The organism is Nostoc sp. DedQUE05 (assembly GCF_034530955.1).
GTDB lineage: Bacteria > Cyanobacteriota > Cyanobacteriia > Cyanobacteriales > Nostocaceae > Nostoc.
Genome location: NZ_JAVRCB010000016.1, coordinates 1 through 20,091, shown reverse-complemented (window position 1 = coordinate 20,091; position 20,091 = coordinate 1). Strand labels below are relative to the sequence as shown.

Genomic DNA, 20,091 nt, shown 5'->3' with positions numbered 1-20,091 from the left:
TTTGACAGTATCTACCTCACTTTACTGAAAAAACGCAGATAGCGCAGCGTTAGCGAGTCCGCGAGCGTCGGGCTGTCTTGCTGGAGGTTGAGTTACAAGAAAATTTCTTTTTTAAGTAAAATTACATAAACCTAGCCAAAATTTAAATCTATTTTTAAATGCATAAATTTGGTTAAAAACCGCGTTTTTAGTCAAAAATACTACTTTCAAAGATGAAATATAGGCTTTATTGCTTCAATGGATAAATAATATTATATTGTGATTTTAATCACTTGCCTATATATACAAAATTAATTTCCGTAATTACACGGTGACAGTGCATATTAAACTGTACTATTAATTAAGATATAAACATACTTAATTATCGAAAAAAACATTCACAGACAGAAGGCTACTAGCAATTTGAGCTAAAGTATCAGCATCCGAAACAGAAGTAAGCTGCTGATAGAATTATTTTTCTTGAATGAGTCAAAGGTGACTAGATTGAAACAATAAATGCCCCTTGCCAATGAGAAACTATATTGAATCAATTTTCGTCTGGTCTATTTCATAGAAAGTACAAGGTAACATTCTGTCAGTTAAAAATTTAACTTTTTCTTAAAAAGGAAACAATCGCAACAGGCAGTAAAATATATCTTATCAAGAATAGAACTAATAGTTTGCCAGAGTCTTATTTTAAAGAGGCCCTACCTTTTTAAGTAGTTTTGTATGTTAATCAAACAATTCACTTAAGTTGTAAACTATACAGTTTTACAGTGAGAAAGCCTGACTAAAAAACTTTAGTTTGCTAAAAGTACAAATTGTAGGTATGACAACTGAGTTCAATCTTATTTGAAAAGCTATAAAACTTGAAAGGATAATGCTGCCTTAGCGGTGAACTGAAAAACAGCAACTAATTCATAACTCCTATTTAAAAGGATTTTGGGGTGTGGTTAATTATTTGATTGTGTTCCTCTGCTTCTTAGAGCTAGTGGTAAGAATGTGGAAGCGCAAAGCTTACCTTTGATAACTGGGTTGAAATTAAACAGTACCAAGTATTGTATATTCAACGCTGTCCAAATCGAGAGCATATAGATTTTAGTTAAAGCAATATAGTCGCTCTTAATCAATTCTGAATTCCCGTTAGTACCAATTTCAATTTTCATGATTACCAGAAAGTAACTGGTATCTAAATATCTAATAAAAATGTGCTATAACGTACCGTCATAACCGTGGTGATGGTTCGATCTTTGAAGGAGCTTTGAGGTGGAAAATAATAAGTCGTTTCTGTGGCCAGAAGGAATATTAATTGCGCTACTTGCTTTAGGTGGTGTTTTTAGTCTTGCTTTTATGATGCTTCTAAGGCCAAATGCTTCGGATGCTCAGAATAGACCAAGTATAAATATCAAGGATGTATCTGCAAACGTAGGAACTCAGCAGCGCATTGAGAAATTAAAGGCGGAGATGCTTACAAGGTGGCAACAAGAAGCACAAACAAAGGGTCTAGCCTACCCCATACCAAGACGCTTTCAAGGGGAAATCATCAAAGCTGCAAAACTTACTCAGGGTGAGAAAGTGATTGCTCTTACCTTTGATGATGGTCCTTGGCCTCAGACCACAGGGCAAGTGCTAGATATTCTAAAATCAAATAATATCAAAGGGACGTTTTTTGTAGTCGGGCAGAACCTAAAAAATTATCCAGAGTTAGGAAAGCAGATTGTCGCTCAAGGTCACGTCATTGCCAACCATACTTGGCATCACTGGTATCACTTCTTTAATCAACAAGCAGCTGCTTTTGAAATTGAGCGCACAACAGACTTAATTTATCAAGTTACAGGTGCTAAAACAAATCTCTTCCGACCGCCTGGTGGCAATCTGCACAATGGATTAGCAGCTTATGCAAAAGGACAAAAGTATGCCGTGGTGATGTGGTCTGCTGATTCCACAGACTACAAGTTACCAACTGTACCAAAGTTGATCGATAACGTGATTAAAGATTCTAAACCTGGTGGGATTGTGCTAATGCATGATGGTGGTGGTAATCGTTCTAGAACTGTGCAAGCTTTACCAGAAATTATTAGCAACTTTAGAAAGCAAGGCTATCGCTTTGTGACTATTCCAGAACTTTTAGAAATGGAAGATACAGACCAAAAGTTGCTTGCTAACAAAAAGTAATAGTTATTAATTATGGGCAATTGCTCAATAGTAATTGGCTAACAACTAAAATTATATTTTGTGGATAAGATGCATTTGGGATTAGAGTTGAGACTAGTTCCTAGTGCAAAAATAAAAAAAATCAACTTAAAAGTTGATGAATAATTTTGGTTATTTAGATGGCGGTTTAACCTAGCTATGGAGAGGCTATAACTGTCCAAGTTGCCATATATGTTCCAGCGTACTTATTGGAATAATCAGTAGTGCTATCGGGCACGAACCAGTCAGGAGTCGTTTTCTGCTGTTGAACTTTTTTGTCCAAGTCAATTTGCAGAGAAATATTCTCGTAAACAATTTTTGCCTTTACAACTTTCAGCAATTTTTCTAGCAAGTTTTGTAACCATTCTGCCCGAACATATAAATTATGAGATGGATGTTCGCCATAAGCAAAAGGTATAATAAGCACCAAATATCCTTTGTCGCTTATTAGTTTATCCAAGCAGAATTGAACGAGTTCTCGATCGTCGTTTTTTTCTAGTGTTTCCTTGTCAACATTATGAAATAGCAAACCAGCTAGCACAACGGCATCAAATTTTTGATTTTCCGAAGCTAATTCTGGCAGTGCTACCGATAAATCTTTAGCGATAAACTTCTGCTTGGGGTATAGTTTTGAACAGTATTGTATCGCACCTTCACTATGATCTATCCCAAGGTAGTCACATCGCTCAGGTAGATATTTGTTCAAAGCTCCATTGCCACATCCCAAATCTAACAAAGAGAAGGAACGTTGCTTAAAAGCCAGATCGAGATACCAAACTGATGGGGTGTATCGGGTAGCATTTTCAGGAGATTCAAAGTATGAATAATAATCATCTTGAAAACGTTCTTCTTCAGACGTTTTGCGATCGGGAGCTTGATCTTCTATAAGCATTTTTATAGACAAATCCTAATTTGTTGGTAAACATTTATAGTGCAGTGTACCAGGATTTAGGTAATGCCTTCTATACTCAATTAGGTAGATTTCAGGACAGTGCCGAACTCGAATTTATTACTTAGACTTTGACAGGATTTAATTGCTCGGTCACTTTTGTAGTCTTAGTCTAAAGTTCATTTGTGAATCAGTTAGTGAATATTCCCCCTAAAAAAGGGGGAATATATTTTCTCCTACGCTCTTTTTAAGAGGGAAATTCAGGTGACTGCTTTAGGTATCTAAAGGCGTTTTCGCAGAGTACCTGTTTGTGCAACTTCTTTGCCGGGAGAATGCCTTAAGGCAGAGTATGAGAACGGTTATAGTTACTAATGACTGGTTACTAAACTGAACTCAGTTGTTTTTTTTTCAGGATTGGCTTCTGGACTATCAGCTTCAGAAGGCGGAACCAACTGCCAGAATTTCGGCAAAAATTCTTGCCAGTTTTGCAGAATTTTCTTCGCCTTTGGTGAACCAGTGCGTTCTGCATGATTTTGGATTAATTCTTGCAGTTGCTTTGCACCTACTTCGGTAATCACCCGCTGAATTTTGACAATTTCTGGGTTGACTAACTCACGAAATGAGTCGTCTTCATCCAAGAAGTATGCGAGTCCACCAGTCATTCCAGCGGCTACGTTACGTCCTACTTTGCCAAGGACGACAATCACACCACCTGTCATGTATTCACAGCAGTGATCCCCAGCGCCTTCAATCACTGCGATGCCTTTGGAGTTTCTCACAGCAAAGCGTTCTCCTGCTAGACCATTGGCAAATAAGATGCCACCAGTAGCACCATAAAGGCAGGTATTGCCAACTATCACATTTTGTGAGGCGTTATAGGTAGCATCTGTTGGAGGTTTGATAATGATTTCACCACCATGCATCCCTTTACCTACATAGTCATTTGCTTCTCCTTCTAGGCTGAGAATTATACCTGGGAGGTTGAAAGCACCAAAGCTTTGCCCAACACTACCTGTAAAGTTGAGATTAATTTGTCCTTCAAAGCCACTGTCACCGTATTGAGAAGCGATCGCACCCGCTAATCTTGTGCCCACTGTTCTGTCAGTATTGATAATTGGGTAAGTCTTGGTGACAGTAGACTGATCCCTAATAGCAGCCTGAATGTCAGGATCGCCAAGGAACTTGTCATCCAAAACCACGCCGTTGCTGTGGACTTCTTCATGCACCAACCAGCTACGATTGTCTCTGCTATTTGGTAGCTGAAGTAAACAGTCGAGATTTAGCGATCGCGTTTTGGTGAGATTTACTTCTGGGCGCAGTTTTAATAAATCTGCACGTCCAACAATTTCTGACAAAGAACGGTAGCCAAGTCGGGCTAACAAACTCCGCACTTCTTCAGCAATGAAGTAAAAGAAGTTGACAACTTGTTCCGGCATTCCCGTAAACCGCTTGCGGAGTTCTTCTTTTTGAGTAGCAACACCCACGGGGCAAGTGTTCATGTGGCAAACTCGCGCCATAATACAGCCTTCAGCAATCATAGCGATGGAGCCGAAACCGAATTCTTCACCGCCCATCAATGCACCTATTACCACATCCCAACCACTCTTGAGTCCGCCATCTACGCGTAAAATCACGCGATCGCGCAAGCCATTTTCCATCAAGACGCGATGCACTTCACTTAAACCCAATTCCCACGGTGAACCAGCGTGTTTAATCGAACTGAGTGGTGATGCACCTGTACCACCATCATGACCAGAAATTTGGATGATATCAGCGTTTGCCTTGGCTACACCAGCCGCGATCGTGCCAATGCCAACTTCTGCAACTAGCTTCACCGACACCTTTGCTTTGGGATTAATTTGATGCAGATCAAAAATCAGTTGTGCTAGGTCTTCAATAGAATAAATATCGTGGTGTGGTGGTGGCGATATCAGCGTCACACCTGGTTTAGAGCGCCTTAACATTGCAATGTATTGGCTCACCTTGGGCCCTGGCAGTTGTCCACCTTCCCCAGGCTTGGCACCTTGGGCAATTTTGATTTCAATTTGTTTGGCGTTAACTAGGTACTCTGGGGTGACACCAAAGCGTCCCGATGCAACTTGCTTAATGGCACTATGAGCTATATCGCCATTTCGCAATCCTTTTAAATGAGGTAGGGTTGGCGAGTAACCAGACTCGTCTACATCATCTAGAACTGTGTAGCGCACTGGATCTTCGCCGCCTTCTCCAGAATTTGATTTACCACCAATGCGATTCATCGCGATCGCTAAAGTTTCGTGGGCTTCTCTTGACAAAGCGCCTAAAGACATGCCACCGGTGCAGAAACGCTTGACTATTTCATATACCGATTCCACTTCTTCTAGAGGAACCGACGGGGCATCGCCTTGGAAGTCTAGTAAATCTCGCAAGGCTGTTACTGGTCTGCCTTGGAGGTGCTTTTTGTAAACTTCGTAGTGGTCGTAGTTTTTGCCATCTAGAGCCTTATGCAGCGCCTTAACCATTTCGGGGCTATTCATGTGGTACTCGCCGCCAGGACGGTACTGCACAAAGCCCAAGTTTTCTAACTTCTTGGTCGTTAGTTCTGGGAAAGCTTTGACGTGGAAGGAAAGCACTTCATCAGCAAGTTCGGTAACACTTAAACCACCGATGCGGGAAGTCGTCCCACGGAATCCCAGGTCGATTAAATCTCCACCGATGCCAATGGCTTCAAAGATTTGGGCTGCTTGATAACTGGATAGCAGAGAAATTCCCATTTTGGAAAGAATTTTCAGCAAACCTGACTCTACAGCTTTGCGATAGTTTCCTAAAGCTTGTTCTAACGTGAGGGTGGGAATTTTTTGCACACCCATTAACTTTTGAGTTTTGGGATCGGACCACCAATCACGCACCGTATCTAAAGCCATGTATGGGCAAACTGCACCAGCACCATAGCCAATCAGACAAGCAAAGTGATGGGTACTCCAACATTGAGCAGTATTCACAATCAGGGATGTTTTCATTCGCAACCCCTCACGAATCAGATGGTGATGCACCGCACCCACTGCTAATAGGGGAGGAATGTAGGTATATTCTGTGTTGAGACTGTCATTAGCTTGATCGCTTAATATTAAAATCTTTGCACCTGCCCGGACTGACTCAGCTGCTTGTGCTTGCAAAGATTGCACTGCGGCTTTCAATCCTTCTGGGCCGCTAGCGATCGCAAATAGAGTTGACAACTCAGCTGTGGCAAATCCTGACAGCTTAATCGCCTCTAATTCACCATCAGTTAACACTGGCGATTCGAGTTTTAATCTCCGAGCATATTCTGGCTTGGGTTCTAATAAGTTACCCCGTTCGCCTAGTTCAACTTTCAGAGACATCACTAACTTTTCCCGGAGAGGATCGATCGCCGGGTTCGTCACCTGAGCAAAGCGCTGTTTGAAATAGTCATAAAGCAGGTGGGGCTTTTGTGACAGCACGGCTAAAGGAATATCATCACCCATGCAGAAAGTTGGTTCTGAACCGGCGATCGCCATTGGGTGAATCACCATTTCTACATCTTCTGTGGTGTAGCCAAAGGCAGTTTGACGCTGAAGTAAGTTTTGCTTGTCAATAGTCAATTGTCCTTGGTCATTTATCAATTCTCCTTTGCCATTACCATTTGCTAATGACGGATGACTAATGACTAATGACTTTAATTCTTGACGGTACTGTTGCAGCCATTCTCCATAAGGATGCTGCTTGGCGATGCGCCCCTTTATGTCCCAATTCTTCAGCACTTCATGATTTTCTAAATCCACGGCAATCATTTGCCCTGGGCCGAGTCTACCTTTCTCGACAATATCGGCTTCTGGGAAATCCACCACACCAGCTTCCGAAGCTACAACAATGTAATCATCTTTGGTAATCGCGTAACGAGCTGGTCTTAAACCATTACGATCTAGAGTTGCACCAACTTTTTTGCCATCGCTGAATACTAAAAGTGCTGGCCCGTCCCAAGCTTCTTGCAAACCACTGTAATATTCGTAGAAATCAACAATTTCTGGAGATTCACGTAAAGAAGGCTGATTTTGATAAGCCTCTGGAACCATAATCATTAAAGCTTCCAAGGGGCTGCGTCCAGAGCAAACCAGCAATTCCACTACGTTGTCTAGGGTAGCTGAGTCGCTGTTATCAATATGAACTAATGGCTTGAGTTCCTGGATGCGATCGCCCCATACAGGATGATTCAGGCTAGCTTCTCGTGCCATCATCCAGTTGATGTTACCCAATAAGGTATTGATTTCGCCGTTGTGACCCAAAAGCCTCATTGGTTGCGCTAGGGGCCACTTGGGCATGGTATTGGTACTAAAGCGGCGGTGATAAACAGCAAAGGCGCTTTTGTAAGCTGGATTTTTTAAATCGTCATAAAAGCTGCCCAAGACAGCAGAACGCACCATACCTTTGTAGACAATTGTGCGACTTGACAACGAACAGATATAAAATTCTTCTGAGATGTTAGTTGCAGCTTTACTAATTCGGCGGCGGGTAATATACAACTGCCGTTCTAATTCATCACCGCTTTTGTCAACAGAAGCTAACAAAACTTGTTCAATCTGGGGCTGATTTTCTCTTGCTTGTACCCCCAGCAAATCAGATTGCACAGGTACTACTCGCCAACCCAATACAATTAATTTCTCTTCAGCAGCTACTTGCTCGACAGTCACCCTCGCTTGTTGTGCAGCTTGCTGGTCTTGTGGTAGAAATATCATCCCCACAGCTATGCGATCGCTAGATGGAAATTCCTTCCCTCTTTGGGCAAAGTCTTGTTGGAACAACTCCCAAGGGATTGCTGTCAAGACTCCAGCACCATCACCAGAGTCGCGATCGGCGCTACAACCTCCCCGGTGTTCTAAGCAGGCTAAAGCAGCTAAGGCTTTTTCGACAATTTCATGGCTGGTATGATTTTGGCGATGAGCAATAAAACCTACACCACAGGCATCTCGTTCTTCTACTAACCACTTTTGCCCCTGATAGGTATCTCTTGAGTTGATATTCGCTGTGATTTTCTGGTCTTGATTCATCGGTTTATTATTCATACCCTGTTCCTGAAGTATTGAGTTACCAATTTTGCCACTACATTGTGGGAAAAAAATTTCTAAATTCAGCGATGGAAAAATATATAAGCACCGAAATTTAGGGAAAAAAAATTTTAACTTCGGTTTTACTTTGTTAGTTAACCCGTGTTAAAATCTTTGCGTGTTTTTTATGTATTTATGCGGTGTTAGACAACTTACCTCCGCCAAGACATCATTTTTGCCCTGACAGTTTCTTTTTTATATTTTGAAGCTAAGTATTTTTTCAATTTCTTTTTCCAGATGCACGCTAGCTACTCATAGAGCCTATTTCGGCTCACCTGAAACAAAACTAAAACTGAACGCTGCACTATTTTTTTAAGCCAAAGCCCAGATAATTAGTAATCGATCGTGACAATCAAGAACTCACTCTAAGCAGTCGCCTTGCGTTTCTTAGAGAAGCTATGCTAAAGGCTTTACGCTACGCTACCTTAATTCGTGGTTGCAATCAGTGAGGGGTTCTACCCTCCATTGTTTTGTTAACCATTGAATTAAAAATTGAGTCTGAGCTGGTGTACCCTTTTAATTACGAATTACGAATTACGAATTAGTAATTATTTGGTTATCCCGATCCAGCAATAAAATCAGCGTATTACAATATATACCCATTTGACAATTCCCAAATATTTTTGTTGTCTAGAATTTTGCCGCTTACCAGTTGCCGCATGTATTACTATTAACTAGACATTACTGAAGTAATAACAGTAGCAACTATCGGCAGGATTAAATATCTTAATCCAGTTTTGATAACCAAAACTACCGTATATAGTGTGGTTAGAATTAGTTGGGAGTTAAAAAACTAGGTTGCAGTGGCTTTAGCGTCTAAATAAATTAATGTGTGTCTAATGTTTGTCTAAAAGAGACAAGTAGCCAATATATAGATTACCATATTTATTCAAAAATAAAGTCATCTTTCCTTGATATTTCCAAATAATTGGTTAGTTTAAACCTTGGGTAATAGTTTTCCAAAGTACCTAGTAAATTATGGTAAAAATGCCGAATTGTTGCCAATCAGAGATTAGTGATGGCTCTGCAAACGCCAAGGGCGATCGCAGATTCTTCCGGGCTACTGTGTCACCAATACTTTTAACAGTACTGTGCTTAACGACTACTTGTGCTACCAACGCCCAGGAGTCCCCGAAAACGGCCAAATTTATATCCAGGTTAATCTCACAGTCACCTGCACCTCCTTTAACAGGTGTGGCATCCTCTGGTAATCAAATTTCCCTCAATGGTCGTACTTTAGCAGGAACTTGGTTACAGCGACCTGGAAAATCTGGACAGGTGACAACTCATCTCAGTGATGGGGCATTCAGGCAATTAATTGGAGTAAATTTCTTAAACAGTAGTAATTCAGCGAAGCAACCAATACAGTGGTTTTCGTCGGTGACAAAGCCATTAGTATTATCTACCAGGCTAATAGGAGCATATCGCTATCTGGATATCACTAATTTTGCTCAAACATCTGGCTGGCAAATTCAAGCTAATGGCAACACTTTGCTGATTTCTACCCCAAAAACACAAATCACAAATATTGTTCAGAGTCAGGAACCTCCAGAGGCAAGTACCCCTTTGCAACAGACTCGGATTCTTGTCAATTTAGATCGTCCCACTCCCTGGCAAATTGTACAAGGATCAGCGATCGCCAAACCCCAAACTCCATCCTCCGATCCCGACACGCCAACTCCCAAACCCACTGCACCACCAAATCGAGAGTGGACAATTACTCTTGATGGAATCGCCGAACCCGTTTTGATAGAACGCTATACTCCCCAGCCACCAGCAGCACCACCAACATTGCTGCCAAACCTGCTCAAACAATTATTACCAGTTACACCAACACAACCAATACCAGCAACCCCTGAACCACTGATTCAAAAAGTAGAGGTGGTGAAAAACCAAACGATTATTAGTCTGAGCGTTCCCTTTGGTCTATCGCCTCAAGTTAGTACTTTAAATAACCCCAATCGCCTGATTATCAATATTCGACCCGATCCCCTAGAAGAACGAGATATTACTTGGGCCCCAGGATTGAACTGGCGACAGCATTATGTCAACTTAGGCACAGAACGCTTTCCAGTCGTCTGGTTAGAAGTTAATCCCCGCAAATTTGGATTAACCTTGAAACCTATGTGGGCTAGTCCTGACGGGCTTGCGGGTACTGCTCCCTTAATTCAAACAGCACAACGTTACTTAGCAGTAGCTGGAATTAACGGTGGTTATTTTAACCGTAATAATAAATTGCCATTGGGTGCGATTCGTCGGGATAATCAGTGGTTATCAGGCCCGATTCTTAACCGAGGTGCGATCGCTTGGAATAATTCAGGCCAATTTTACTTCAGTCGTCTCACTTTAGAAGAAACTTTAATTGCAGCAAATGACCAGCGCTTACCAATTCTATTTCTCAACAGTGGTTACATTCAAAGTGGCATTGCTCGTTACACCTCAGCTTGGGGAGCAACTTACACGCCCTTAACAGATAACGAAATTATCTTAGTGGTGCAGAAAGATCAAATTATTAATCAGCTACCAGGCGGCAAAGTTGGTGAGACGCCGATTCCCATTCCCCAGGATAGCTACCTACTAGCCTTACGCGCCAACGCTGCTAGTGCTGCCTCCCAGCTACCTATTGGAACCACAGTAAGTATTTCCACCACCACTGTTCCTACAGATTTTAGTCGTTATCCCCACATTATCGGTGCTGGGCCGCTATTAGTCCAAAATCGTCAAATTGTTCTTGATGCCAAAGGCGAAAAATTCAGCAATGCCTTTATTGCCGAAAAAGCTATTCGTAGCGGTATTTGCACAACAGAAACAGGCACACTGATGATTACTGCCACACATAATCGTGTCGGCGGTTATGGGCCTAATTTGGCAGAACATGCTCAATTGATGCAACTCATGGGCTGTGTGAATGCTTTAAATTTAGATGGCGGTAGTTCTACCAGCCTCTACTTAGGAGGGCAACTACTCGATCGATCGCCCAGTACCGCTGCTCGTGTTCACAACGGAATTGGTATTTTCCTACAACCACGAAAATGAGGGAATGGAAAACAGGGAATAGGGATCTAAATCATCAATGCCCAATGCCCCATGCCCCATCTTTTTTAAAGTTTAGAACAAGCTATCATTTTGCTTGATGAAGACTTGGTGTAAACATCAGAATTTTAGTAGTAATGGTTTACACCATCAGGTTTGATTTTGCTATGTTTATCAAAGTGCGACAAAATTGCTGATTTCCAAGGTTGCAAGATAGCGCCAGATTTTTTTATCAATAATTAAGAGTACCAACGGTTTGTTATGTCTTCAAATGAGGTAACTATGGCTCGATATCAAGAAACTACACAGACTGAAACTCTACACCTCCCTCCAAACATAACTTCCAGGGGCGTTGCTGCAACTGAATTACGTCCTTGGGGTGCTTTTACAGTTTTAGAAGAAGGGCGCGGATACAAAATTAAGCGCATCGAAGTTAAGCCCGGACACCGCCTCAGTCTACAAATGCACCATCACCGCAGCGAACATTGGATTGTCGTCTCTGGTACAGCTAGAGTAGTTTGTGGTGAGAAAGAAGTACTACTGAGCAATAATGAGTCAACATATGTACCCCAATGTACATCTCATCGTTTAGAGAATCCTGGCGTGATCCCCTTGGTATTGATTGAAGTCCAAAATGGCGAATACTTGGGAGAAGATGATATTATCCGCTACCAAGATGACTATGCCCGTACCAAAGATTAAAACCAAAAGAACGCTATTAAAGCTCTAACCCCAAAACTGAATACATTTTTGTTTGGGTAAACCGTCTTTGTAAACGAACTACTACACCCCAGAAGTCCCCACCTTGACTAGGTAGGGACTGAAGCATGTTAGTGTTATAAATGTAATAATAGCGATCGCGCTCATGCCTTTGGTGATTTGGAATTTTACACAAGCAAGGGTCAACCTATCTGTAAAATGGAAGATGGGGTATTCAATTGCAAAAAACGAGTTCCATGATTCATCTGAGTCAAGCAGCCGTAAGTGAGATTGGGCGAATAAAGTCCAAGCAGCCAAATGTCTTGTTTCGATTGGCAGTAAAACCAGGTGGTTGTTCCGGGTTCTTTTATGATATGTCCTTCGATGAAGCAATAAAAGTAGACGACCAGGTTTTCGACTTGGATGAGATTCAAGTGGTCATAGATGCCGCAAGCTTAAATTACCTCAACGGTTTGAAAGTTGATTATTCAGAAGACTTAATGGGTGGTGGTTTTCGCTTCCACAATCCCCAGGCGATCGCTACCTGTGGCTGTGGCAATTCTTTCTCCTTGAGTCCTTAATGATTGAACAATTCAAAAAACAGATGTTCGATCGCTAAGGAAAAATAGCAATTGACATAAAGCCGTCAAAAAAGATATAATCAGGATTTGTTAAAACTTAGACCATAAGCAGCTTTACGCGCTGTAACTCATGCCAACAATACAGCAGCTAATACGAAATGAGCGCGAACAAGCGCGTCAGAAAACCAAGTCCCCGGCTCTGAAACAATGTCCCCAACGTCGGGGAGTTTGTACCAGAGTATATACGACCACACCAAAAAAGCCTAACTCAGCCCTACGCAAAGTAGCAAGAGTCAGACTTACCTCTGGATTTGAAGTCACAGCTTACATTCCAGGCATTGGTCACAACTTACAAGAACACTCAGTTGTGATGATTCGTGGCGGTCGGGTTAAGGATCTACCAGGCGTGAGATACCACATTATCCGTGGCACCCTAGATACAGCCGGAGTTAAAGACCGCAAGCAAGGCCGTTCCAAGTATGGAACCAAGCGTCCTAAAGAAGCGAAAAAATAGGATCGGGCGATTAATCGCATCCAACACGATTAATCGTCTACCTGAAAAAAGCTGAAGGGCAAAAGAAGGAGCGCCGTCTTTGTTCTAACAGTAGTTATGAAGGCTGCTAAAGTCTGTTTCAAAAAATCAAGCAAGCTACATCTACACTAAGCGAGCAAGTGTAGAAGTTCTGAGGAGGAAAATCCTGTAATATACAGCTAATTTCTCATCTGAACATTAAAGTTTATAATCTTGTCGCCTTGAGTATTTAGTTGCAGATAGCAAGTCAAACAATTTTAGATTTTAGATTTACGATAGCGTAGCGTTAGCGAGTTATCGAGCGTCTTTTGGATTGGTCGAACCCACAAGGGAATTAGGCTTAAAGACTTTTGATTTTTTCAGATCCTTGGGATCGGAATATATATCAAATTTTAATCCAAAATCCAAAATCCAAAATTGGCAGTAAATAAGTCAGCCTTGCTGCAACGGGTGAAAAAATTGAGGAAGTCTGAGGGTTGGGTTCTACCGCTTTTAGTTTCCGCTGTTTGATAGCATATAATTTCGTTGCCAATTCCGAATTAAAGGTGAAGTATGTCTCGTCGTGGTGTTATTCAAAGGCGCCCAGTTCCGTCTGACTCAGTATATAATAGTCGCCTTGTGAGCATGATTATCAGACGGATCATGCGTCATGGCAAAAAATCACTTGCCGCACGCATTGTTTATGATGCATTAAAAACTATTGAAGAACGCACTGGTGCTGGTGCTTTGGAAACCTTTGAAAGAGCAGTGCGAAATGCCACGCCTTTAGTAGAAGTAAAAGCTCGGCGAGTTGGTGGAGCAACCTACCAAGTACCAATGGAAGTGCGTACAGAACGGGGCACTACCCTAGCACTGCGTTGGTTAGTGCAATATTCCCGCTCCAGACCAGGCCGGACAATGGCCAGCAAATTGGCAAATGAGTTAATGGATGCTGCCAACGAAACTGGCAATGCGATTCGCAAACGCGAAGAAACGCACCGGATGGCGGAAGCTAACAAAGCATTCGCACACTATCGTTACTAAGTAAAAAAGCGATATATCGCCTTGCCGAAGCGGTATATCGTAGATTTACACAAAAAGACGGTTTTCCCTAAAAGTATAGAATCTTAACAAAGAGTAATATACAAGATATCATGAGGCAAAAACTATAGGAGGTAGCTGTGGCACGCACGATCCCGCTAGAGAAAGTACGCAACATTGGTATTGCGGCGCATATAGATGCGGGCAAAACAACAACAACAGAGAGAATATTATTTTACTCTGGGATAATTCATAAAATTGGCGAAGTTCATGAAGGAACTGCCGTCACAGACTGGATGGAGCAGGAGCGGGAACGGGGAATTACCATTACTGCCGCTGCCATCAGTACCAGTTGGAAAGATCATCAAATTAACATTATCGATACTCCGGGTCACGTAGACTTCACAATTGAAGTTGAGCGTTCCATGCGCGTGTTGGATGGTGTAATCGCAGTATTTTGTTCTGTGGGCGGCGTGCAACCGCAGTCTGAGACAGTGTGGCGTCAAGCAGAACGCTACAAAGTTCCTCGGATAGCCTTTATCAACAAGATGGATCGCACCGGAGCGAACTTTTATAAAGTTCACGACCAAATCCGCGATCGCCTGCGGGCCAATGCGATCGCCATTCAACTACCAATTGGTAGTGAAAATGACTTCCGAGGTATTGTTGACCTAGTAGGGCAACGCGCGTATATTTACGCAAATGACCAAGGTACTGATATCCAGGAAACCGATATCCCGGAAGAATTGCAAGCGCAGGTAGAAGAATTCCGCACCAAGCTTATAGAAGCCGCAGCAGAAACCGATGATGCTCTGATGACTAAGTACTTCGAGGGCGAAGAACTTACAGAACAGGAAATTCGGACTGCCCTGCGTAAAGGCACAATTGCGGGAACGATTGTACCAGTACTTTGTGGTTCAGCATTCAAAAACAAAGGCGTGCAGTTGATGCTGGATGCCGTTGTAGATTACCTGCCAGCGCCAAGTGAAGTACCGCCGATTCAAGGCTTACTGCCCAATGGCGATACTGTTGAGCGGCGGGCTGATGACAACGAACCCTTAGCAGCTCTGGCATTCAAGATTATGGCTGACCCTTACGGTCGCCTGACATTTGTTCGCGTTTATTCTGGTGTCCTGAAAAAGGGCAGCTACGTTCTCAACGCTAGTAAGAATAAAAAAGAACGGATTTCCCGCTTAGTTCTAATGAAGGCAGACGATCGGCAAGATGTCGATGAACTGCGAGCGGGTGATTTAGGAGCAGCTCTGGGATTGAAAGACACCTTGACAGGTGACACACTCTGTGATGATGGATCGCCAGTAATTCTGGAATCCCTATTCATTCCTGAGCCTGTGATCTCGGTGGCGGTTGAACCCAAAACCAAGAACGACATGGACAAACTGTCCAAGGCTCTGCAATCTCTCTCAGAAGAAGACCCCACCTTCCGTGTCCGCGTCGATCCGGAAACAAACCAGACCGTGATCGCGGGAATGGGAGAGCTACACCTAGAAATTCTAGTAGACCGGATGTTACGAGAATTCAAGGTGGAAGCGAATGTAGGTGCCCCACAAGTAGCTTACCGAGAAACAATTCGGAAAGCTGTGAACAAAGTTGAGGGCAAATTCATCCGCCAAAGTGGTGGTAAAGGTCAATACGGTCACGTTGTGATCAATTTGGAGCCTGGAGAACCCGGTACTGGCTTTGAATTCGTTTCCAAAATTGCTGGCGGTACAGTACCTAAAGAGTACGTTGGCCCCGCAGAACAAGGAATGAAAGAAAGCTGTGAATCCGGTGTTCTAGCTGGATATCCATTGATTGACGTTAAAGCAACGCTAATTGATGGGTCATACCACGATGTAGACTCTTCCGAAATGGCTTTCAAAATCGCTGGCTCAATGGCGATGAAGGAGGCTGTACTGAAAGCTTCACCTGTCATCTTAGAACCTATGATGAAAGTTGAAGTTGAAGTTCCTGAAGACTATATGGGGAACGTCATTGGCGACCTTAACACCCGCCGAGGGCAGATTGAAAGCCAAAGCACCGAAAAGGGACTCGCTAAGGTAACATCCAAAGTTCCATTGGCGAGCATGTTTGGCTACGCCACTGATATTCGGTCAAAAACGCAAGGTCGGGGTACCTTCACGATGGAGTTCAGCCACTACGAAGAGGTGCCTCGCAGCGTAGCTGAAACTATCATTGCAAAAAGCAAAGGGAACGCTTAGTTAAAATAAGGAAATGAGCATTCATGGCACGCGCAAAGTTTGAAAGGAATAAACCCCACATTAATATCGGTACAGTTGGCCACGTTGACCACGGTAAAACTACCTTGACAGCAGCCATCACCCTGACATTGGCAGCTCTTGGTCAAGCTGTAGCTAAGGGCTACGACCAAATTGATAATGCCCCAGAAGAAAAGGCACGGGGTATTACCATCAATACTGCTCACGTAGAGTATGAAACCGAAAGTCGGCACTATGCTCACGTAGACTGTCCAGGGCACGCTGACTATGTGAAGAACATGATCACCGGTGCTGCCCAAATGGACGGAGGTATCCTCGTAGTTGCTGCTACCGATGGCCCTATGCCCCAAACCCGCGAACACATCCTGTTGGCAAAACAGGTAGGCGTTCCCAGTCTGGTTGTCTTCTTGAACAAAGAAGATTTGATGGATGACCCAGAACTCTTGGAACTAGTAGAACTAGAACTTAGAGAACTGCTTTCTAGCTACGATTTCCCTGGCGATGATATCCCCATTATCAAAGGCTCTGGTCTGCAAGCTCTAGAAGCAATGACCAAGAATCCCAAGACCAAACGCGGTGAAAATCCTTGGGTAGACAAAATCTACGAATTGATGGATGCTGTAGATTCTTACATCCCCACTCCTGAGCGGGATGTTGATAAACCCTTCCTGATGGCTGTAGAAGACGTTTTCTCAATTACAGGTCGTGGTACTGTCGCCACCGGTCGGATTGAGCGCGGTGTAGTCAAAGTTGGTGATAACGTTGAACTAGTGGGTATCAGAGATACTCGCGCCACTACCGTAACTGGTATTGAGATGTTCAAGAAGAGTCTCGACCAAGGTATGGCTGGGGATAACGCTGGCGTACTACTCCGGGGTATCCAGAAGGCTGATATTGAACGGGGTATGGTTATCGCCAAACCTGGTTCGATTAAACCTCACAATGAATTTGAAGGTGAGGTTTATGTCCTAACAGAAAAAGAAGGTGGTCGTAAGACTCCCTTTTTCGCTGGTTACCGTCCCCAGTTCTATGTGCGGACAACTGATGTAACTGGCACCATCAAAGCTTACACCTCCGATGAAGGCAAAGAAGTAGAAATGGTGATGCCAGGCGATCGCATCAAGATGACAGTAGAATTGATCAACGCGATCGCGATTGAACAAGGAATGCGCTTCGCTATCCGCGAAGGTGGTCGCACCATCGGTGCTGGTGTCGTCTCCAAAATTATCAAGTAGCAAGCACCTTTTTGCTCATCACAAAGGAGCAGAGATGGTATGTATTTTGCCTCTCTGCTCCTTTCTCTTCCCTCTTATAAATAAGGTAATAGGTTACAGGGGACAGGTAATAGTTTTCTGTAACCGATAACTTGTAACCGTTAACCTGTAAATACTCCCCTAATTACGCAGAACCTGGAAAATTAAAGATGGCAACTCTACAGCAGCAGAAGATTAGAATTCGCTTACAAGCCTTTGACAGGCGCTTATTAGATACATCTTGCGAGAAGATTGTAGACACAGCTAACCGCACCAACGCTACAGCTATAGGCCCAATTCCTTTACCAACAAAACGCCGGATCTATTGTGTGCTGCGATCGCCCCACGTAGATAAAGATTCACGGGAGCACTTTGAAACCCGTACTCATCGCCGGATTATTGACATTTACCAGCCCTCTTCTAAGACTATTGATGCCCTGATGAAATTGGATCTACCATCGGGTGTAGATATTGAAGTCAAACTTTAATTTAGTCATTAGTCATTGGTCATTTGTCCTTTGCTAATGACAAAGGACAAAGGACAAAAGACAAATTACATTAGTATGAATATTTACACAGCCCTGAAGAAATATATCTCAGGGCTTTTATTTAGCTAGGAAACAAATGATAGAATGTAGATAAAGTACGGGAAAAGCAGAGAAAAAGAAATTTTAAAGATTAAGTTTATACCAAAGTAACAATGACATCATCTTCTAAAATTGCAGTTCGCGAACTACCTCTGTTCCCGTTACCCGAAGTAGTTCTGTTTCCTACCAGGCCATTACCCCTGCACATATTTGAATTTCGCTACCGAATCATGATGAATACGATTTTGGAGAGCGATCGCAGGTTCGGGGTTTTGATGTTCGATCCAGTCAAAGGTACAATTGCAAACACTGGTTGCTGTGCTGAAATCATTCATCACCAACGGCTGCCAGACGATCGGATCAAGATGATGACTTTAGGGCAGCAAAGATTTCGTGTCTTAGAGTATGTTCGGGAAAAGCCATATCGCGTTGGCTTAGTTGAATGGATTGAAGACCAACCACCGACTAAAGATTTGCGACCTTTATCAACTGAAGTAGAACAACTACTGCGAGATGTGGTGCGTCTGTCAGCCAAATTAACCGAACAAAATATTGAATTGCCAGAAGATTTGCCCGATCTACCAACAGAGTTATCTTATTGGGTAGCCAGTAATCTTTATGGTGTCGCCGCAGAGCAGCAATTATTGTTAGAAATGCAAGATACTGTAACCCGTCTAGAGCGGGAAGCAGAAATTTTAACTTCTACTCGGAATCACTTGGCAGCTCGCGCTGTTCTCAAAGATACATTTAGTGAAAAGTGAGGAGTAAGGAAGAAAAACAAAAATAAAAGCTCGACAACTTATAATTTATATTTTCTAGCTGAAAACTGGTAAATCATAAATGATAACTCTTAACAAATAACTTCTAACTTTTTAAGTAACGGCGGCGATCGGTAAAACATTGTAAGCGCCAAGAATTTTTAAAATCTCTGTGTGGGTAGTTAATTCTGCTAAAGCAGATTGCATTTGTGCTTCCTTGACATCTGCTTCTAAATCCATGAAAAACAAGTATTCGCCTAGCGATCGCTTCGTCGGACGAGATTCAATCCGGCTGAGGTTAATCCCTAGTTGAGCAAATATTTGCAAAGGTTTGACCAATGCTCCGGGTGTGTTGGCAGGCATACTAAAAGCCAGCGATGTGTGACTAGCAGCCGCTTTTGTTGCTTGGTATCCAGCGTCTACCTCCCCCTGACTTACTACCCAAAAACGAGTAAAGTTTTCTGGATAGTCGTTGATGTTACTGGCAAGTATCGGCAATTTGTAGAGTTGAGCCGCTCTGCTAGAAGCGATCGCTGCTGTTGTTGTCTCTTGCTCCAATCGCTGTAGTGCTTCGGTTGTAGAATTGCTAGGAATAATCTGTATAGTCGGCAGAAACCGCTCTAACCATCCCTGACATTGTGCCAAAGCTTGTGGGTGAGAGTAAACAGTTTTAATCCTATCTAAATTAGACGCACAAGAAATTAACATATGGGCAATGGGTAATACCAAAGCCAACTGAATTCGCAAACTGTCCAATTGCCAAAGTGTATCTAGTGTTGTAGTAACACTTCCTTCAATAGAATTTTCCACTGGTACAACAGCCAACTGCGCTTGACCATTCGCAACGGCTTGCAGTGATTGGGAAATGCTGGGATAGGGGCATAATCTAGCTTCAATTGCCCTACTTTTGCTCAACCAGTTGGCATAAAAAATAGTTGCTTGTTCTGCATAAGTACCGGGAGGCCCCAAATGTGCGATCGATAAAGTCATACTTTTAGCCTTGAGTCGCGAGTTTAATGCCTAAACAAAGATTATGATATTTTGGTTTGGCAAATATATCCAACATTTACTCTTACTAAACACTGTTATCTCTAAAATTTACGCACTAAAGGGATAAAAGGAAATATGTATCCAAGAAAACAAGTTATGGAAATCAGTCTTCTAGCAGATAGATTTCCTATAGGACTCATATTTGATTTTTGAAAAAAACTCAGTACAGCTTTATTCCTTC

The 20,091-nt window shown here is 42.7% G+C and carries 13 protein-coding genes; 10 read left to right on the top strand and 3 right to left on the bottom strand.

Annotation, left to right across the window (positions count from 1 at the left end; genetic code table 11):
* Positions 1-1,245 precede the first annotated feature (1,245 nt).
* Complete coding sequence (locus tag RMZ42_RS14020) at positions 1,246-2,154, top strand: polysaccharide deacetylase family protein (protein ID WP_322671968.1); 909 nt, start codon at positions 1,246-1,248, stop codon at positions 2,152-2,154.
* Positions 2,155-2,329: 175 nt separating this feature from the next.
* Here RMZ42_RS14020 and RMZ42_RS14015 read toward each other — a convergent pair whose 3' ends face one another.
* Both RMZ42_RS14015 and RMZ42_RS14010 read right to left on the bottom strand, forming a co-directional pair.
* A complete protein-coding gene (locus RMZ42_RS14015; RefSeq protein ID WP_322671967.1) occupies positions 2,330-3,064 on the bottom strand; it encodes a class I SAM-dependent methyltransferase in 735 nt (244 codons plus the stop codon).
* Positions 3,065-3,429: 365 nt separating this feature from the next.
* Positions 3,430-8,118 carry a glutamate synthase-related protein gene (locus RMZ42_RS14010; protein WP_322671966.1) on the bottom strand — a complete coding sequence of 1,563 codons (4,689 nt, stop codon included), beginning with the start codon at positions 8,116-8,118 and terminating at the stop codon, positions 3,430-3,432.
* A gap of 1,029 nt (positions 8,119-9,147) precedes the next feature.
* Between RMZ42_RS14010 and RMZ42_RS14005 the strand changes: the two genes are divergently transcribed.
* From RMZ42_RS14005 to RMZ42_RS13965, 9 genes are all read left to right on the top strand, one after another.
* Positions 9,148-11,196, top strand: a complete 2,049-nt coding sequence (locus RMZ42_RS14005; protein WP_322671965.1) for a phosphodiester glycosidase family protein — start codon at positions 9,148-9,150, stop codon at positions 11,194-11,196.
* Positions 11,197-11,475: 279 nt separating this feature from the next.
* Complete coding sequence (locus tag RMZ42_RS14000; RefSeq protein ID WP_104907515.1) at positions 11,476-11,895, top strand: cupin domain-containing protein; 420 nt, start codon at positions 11,476-11,478, stop codon at positions 11,893-11,895.
* Positions 11,896-12,149: 254 nt separating this feature from the next.
* A complete protein-coding gene (locus RMZ42_RS13995; RefSeq protein ID WP_099099761.1) occupies positions 12,150-12,473 on the top strand; it encodes a HesB/IscA family protein in 324 nt (107 codons plus the stop codon).
* Positions 12,474-12,603: 130 nt separating this feature from the next.
* Entirely contained in the window at positions 12,604-12,987 is a 384-nt protein-coding gene (rpsL, locus tag RMZ42_RS13990) for a 30S ribosomal protein S12 (RefSeq protein ID WP_012410236.1), read from the top strand.
* A 570-nt stretch (positions 12,988-13,557) separates the two neighbouring features.
* Positions 13,558-14,028: a 30S ribosomal protein S7 gene (gene rpsG, locus RMZ42_RS13985; protein WP_069070112.1), complete on the top strand. Its 471-nt coding sequence runs from the start codon at positions 13,558-13,560 to the stop codon at positions 14,026-14,028.
* A 137-nt stretch (positions 14,029-14,165) separates the two neighbouring features.
* Positions 14,166-16,244 carry an elongation factor G gene (gene fusA / locus RMZ42_RS13980; RefSeq protein WP_322671964.1) on the top strand — a complete coding sequence of 693 codons (2,079 nt, stop codon included), beginning with the start codon at positions 14,166-14,168 and terminating at the stop codon, positions 16,242-16,244.
* A gap of 23 nt (positions 16,245-16,267) precedes the next feature.
* A complete protein-coding gene (tuf, locus tag RMZ42_RS13975; protein ID WP_118168986.1) occupies positions 16,268-17,497 on the top strand; it encodes an elongation factor Tu in 1,230 nt (409 codons plus the stop codon).
* A gap of 188 nt (positions 17,498-17,685) precedes the next feature.
* Positions 17,686-18,003 (top strand): 30S ribosomal protein S10, encoded by a 318-nt coding sequence (gene rpsJ / locus RMZ42_RS13970; protein ID WP_008232935.1) that lies wholly within the window; start codon positions 17,686-17,688, stop codon positions 18,001-18,003.
* Positions 18,004-18,215: 212 nt separating this feature from the next.
* Positions 18,216-18,863, top strand: a complete 648-nt coding sequence (locus RMZ42_RS13965; RefSeq protein WP_094349488.1) for an LON peptidase substrate-binding domain-containing protein — start codon at positions 18,216-18,218, stop codon at positions 18,861-18,863.
* A 111-nt stretch (positions 18,864-18,974) separates the two neighbouring features.
* On the opposite strand, the gene pheA is transcribed toward RMZ42_RS13965, so the two are convergent.
* Positions 18,975-19,850 (bottom strand): prephenate dehydratase, encoded by an 876-nt coding sequence (gene pheA, locus RMZ42_RS13960; RefSeq protein ID WP_322671963.1) that lies wholly within the window; start codon positions 19,848-19,850, stop codon positions 18,975-18,977.
* Positions 19,851-20,091 lie beyond the last annotated feature (241 nt).

Coding starts and splice junctions, on each gene's coding strand:
- RMZ42_RS14015 (WP_322671967.1), bottom strand. CDS start 3,064: ATGCTTATAGAAGATCAAGCTCCCGATCGCAAAACGTCTGAAGAAGAA.
- RMZ42_RS14010 (WP_322671966.1), bottom strand. CDS start 8,118: ATGAATAATAAACCGATGAATCAAGACCAGAAAATCACAGCGAATATC.
- RMZ42_RS14005 (WP_322671965.1), top strand. CDS start 9,148: ATGCCGAATTGTTGCCAATCAGAGATTAGTGATGGCTCTGCAAACGCC.
- RMZ42_RS14000 (WP_104907515.1), top strand. CDS start 11,476: ATGGCTCGATATCAAGAAACTACACAGACTGAAACTCTACACCTCCCT.
- RMZ42_RS13995 (WP_099099761.1), top strand. CDS start 12,150: ATGATTCATCTGAGTCAAGCAGCCGTAAGTGAGATTGGGCGAATAAAG.
- rpsL (WP_012410236.1), top strand. CDS start 12,604: ATGCCAACAATACAGCAGCTAATACGAAATGAGCGCGAACAAGCGCGT.
- rpsG (WP_069070112.1), top strand. CDS start 13,558: ATGTCTCGTCGTGGTGTTATTCAAAGGCGCCCAGTTCCGTCTGACTCA.
- tuf (WP_118168986.1), top strand. CDS start 16,268: ATGGCACGCGCAAAGTTTGAAAGGAATAAACCCCACATTAATATCGGT.
- rpsJ (WP_008232935.1), top strand. CDS start 17,686: ATGGCAACTCTACAGCAGCAGAAGATTAGAATTCGCTTACAAGCCTTT.
- RMZ42_RS13965 (WP_094349488.1), top strand. CDS start 18,216: ATGACATCATCTTCTAAAATTGCAGTTCGCGAACTACCTCTGTTCCCG.
- pheA (WP_322671963.1), bottom strand. CDS start 19,850: ATGACTTTATCGATCGCACATTTGGGGCCTCCCGGTACTTATGCAGAA.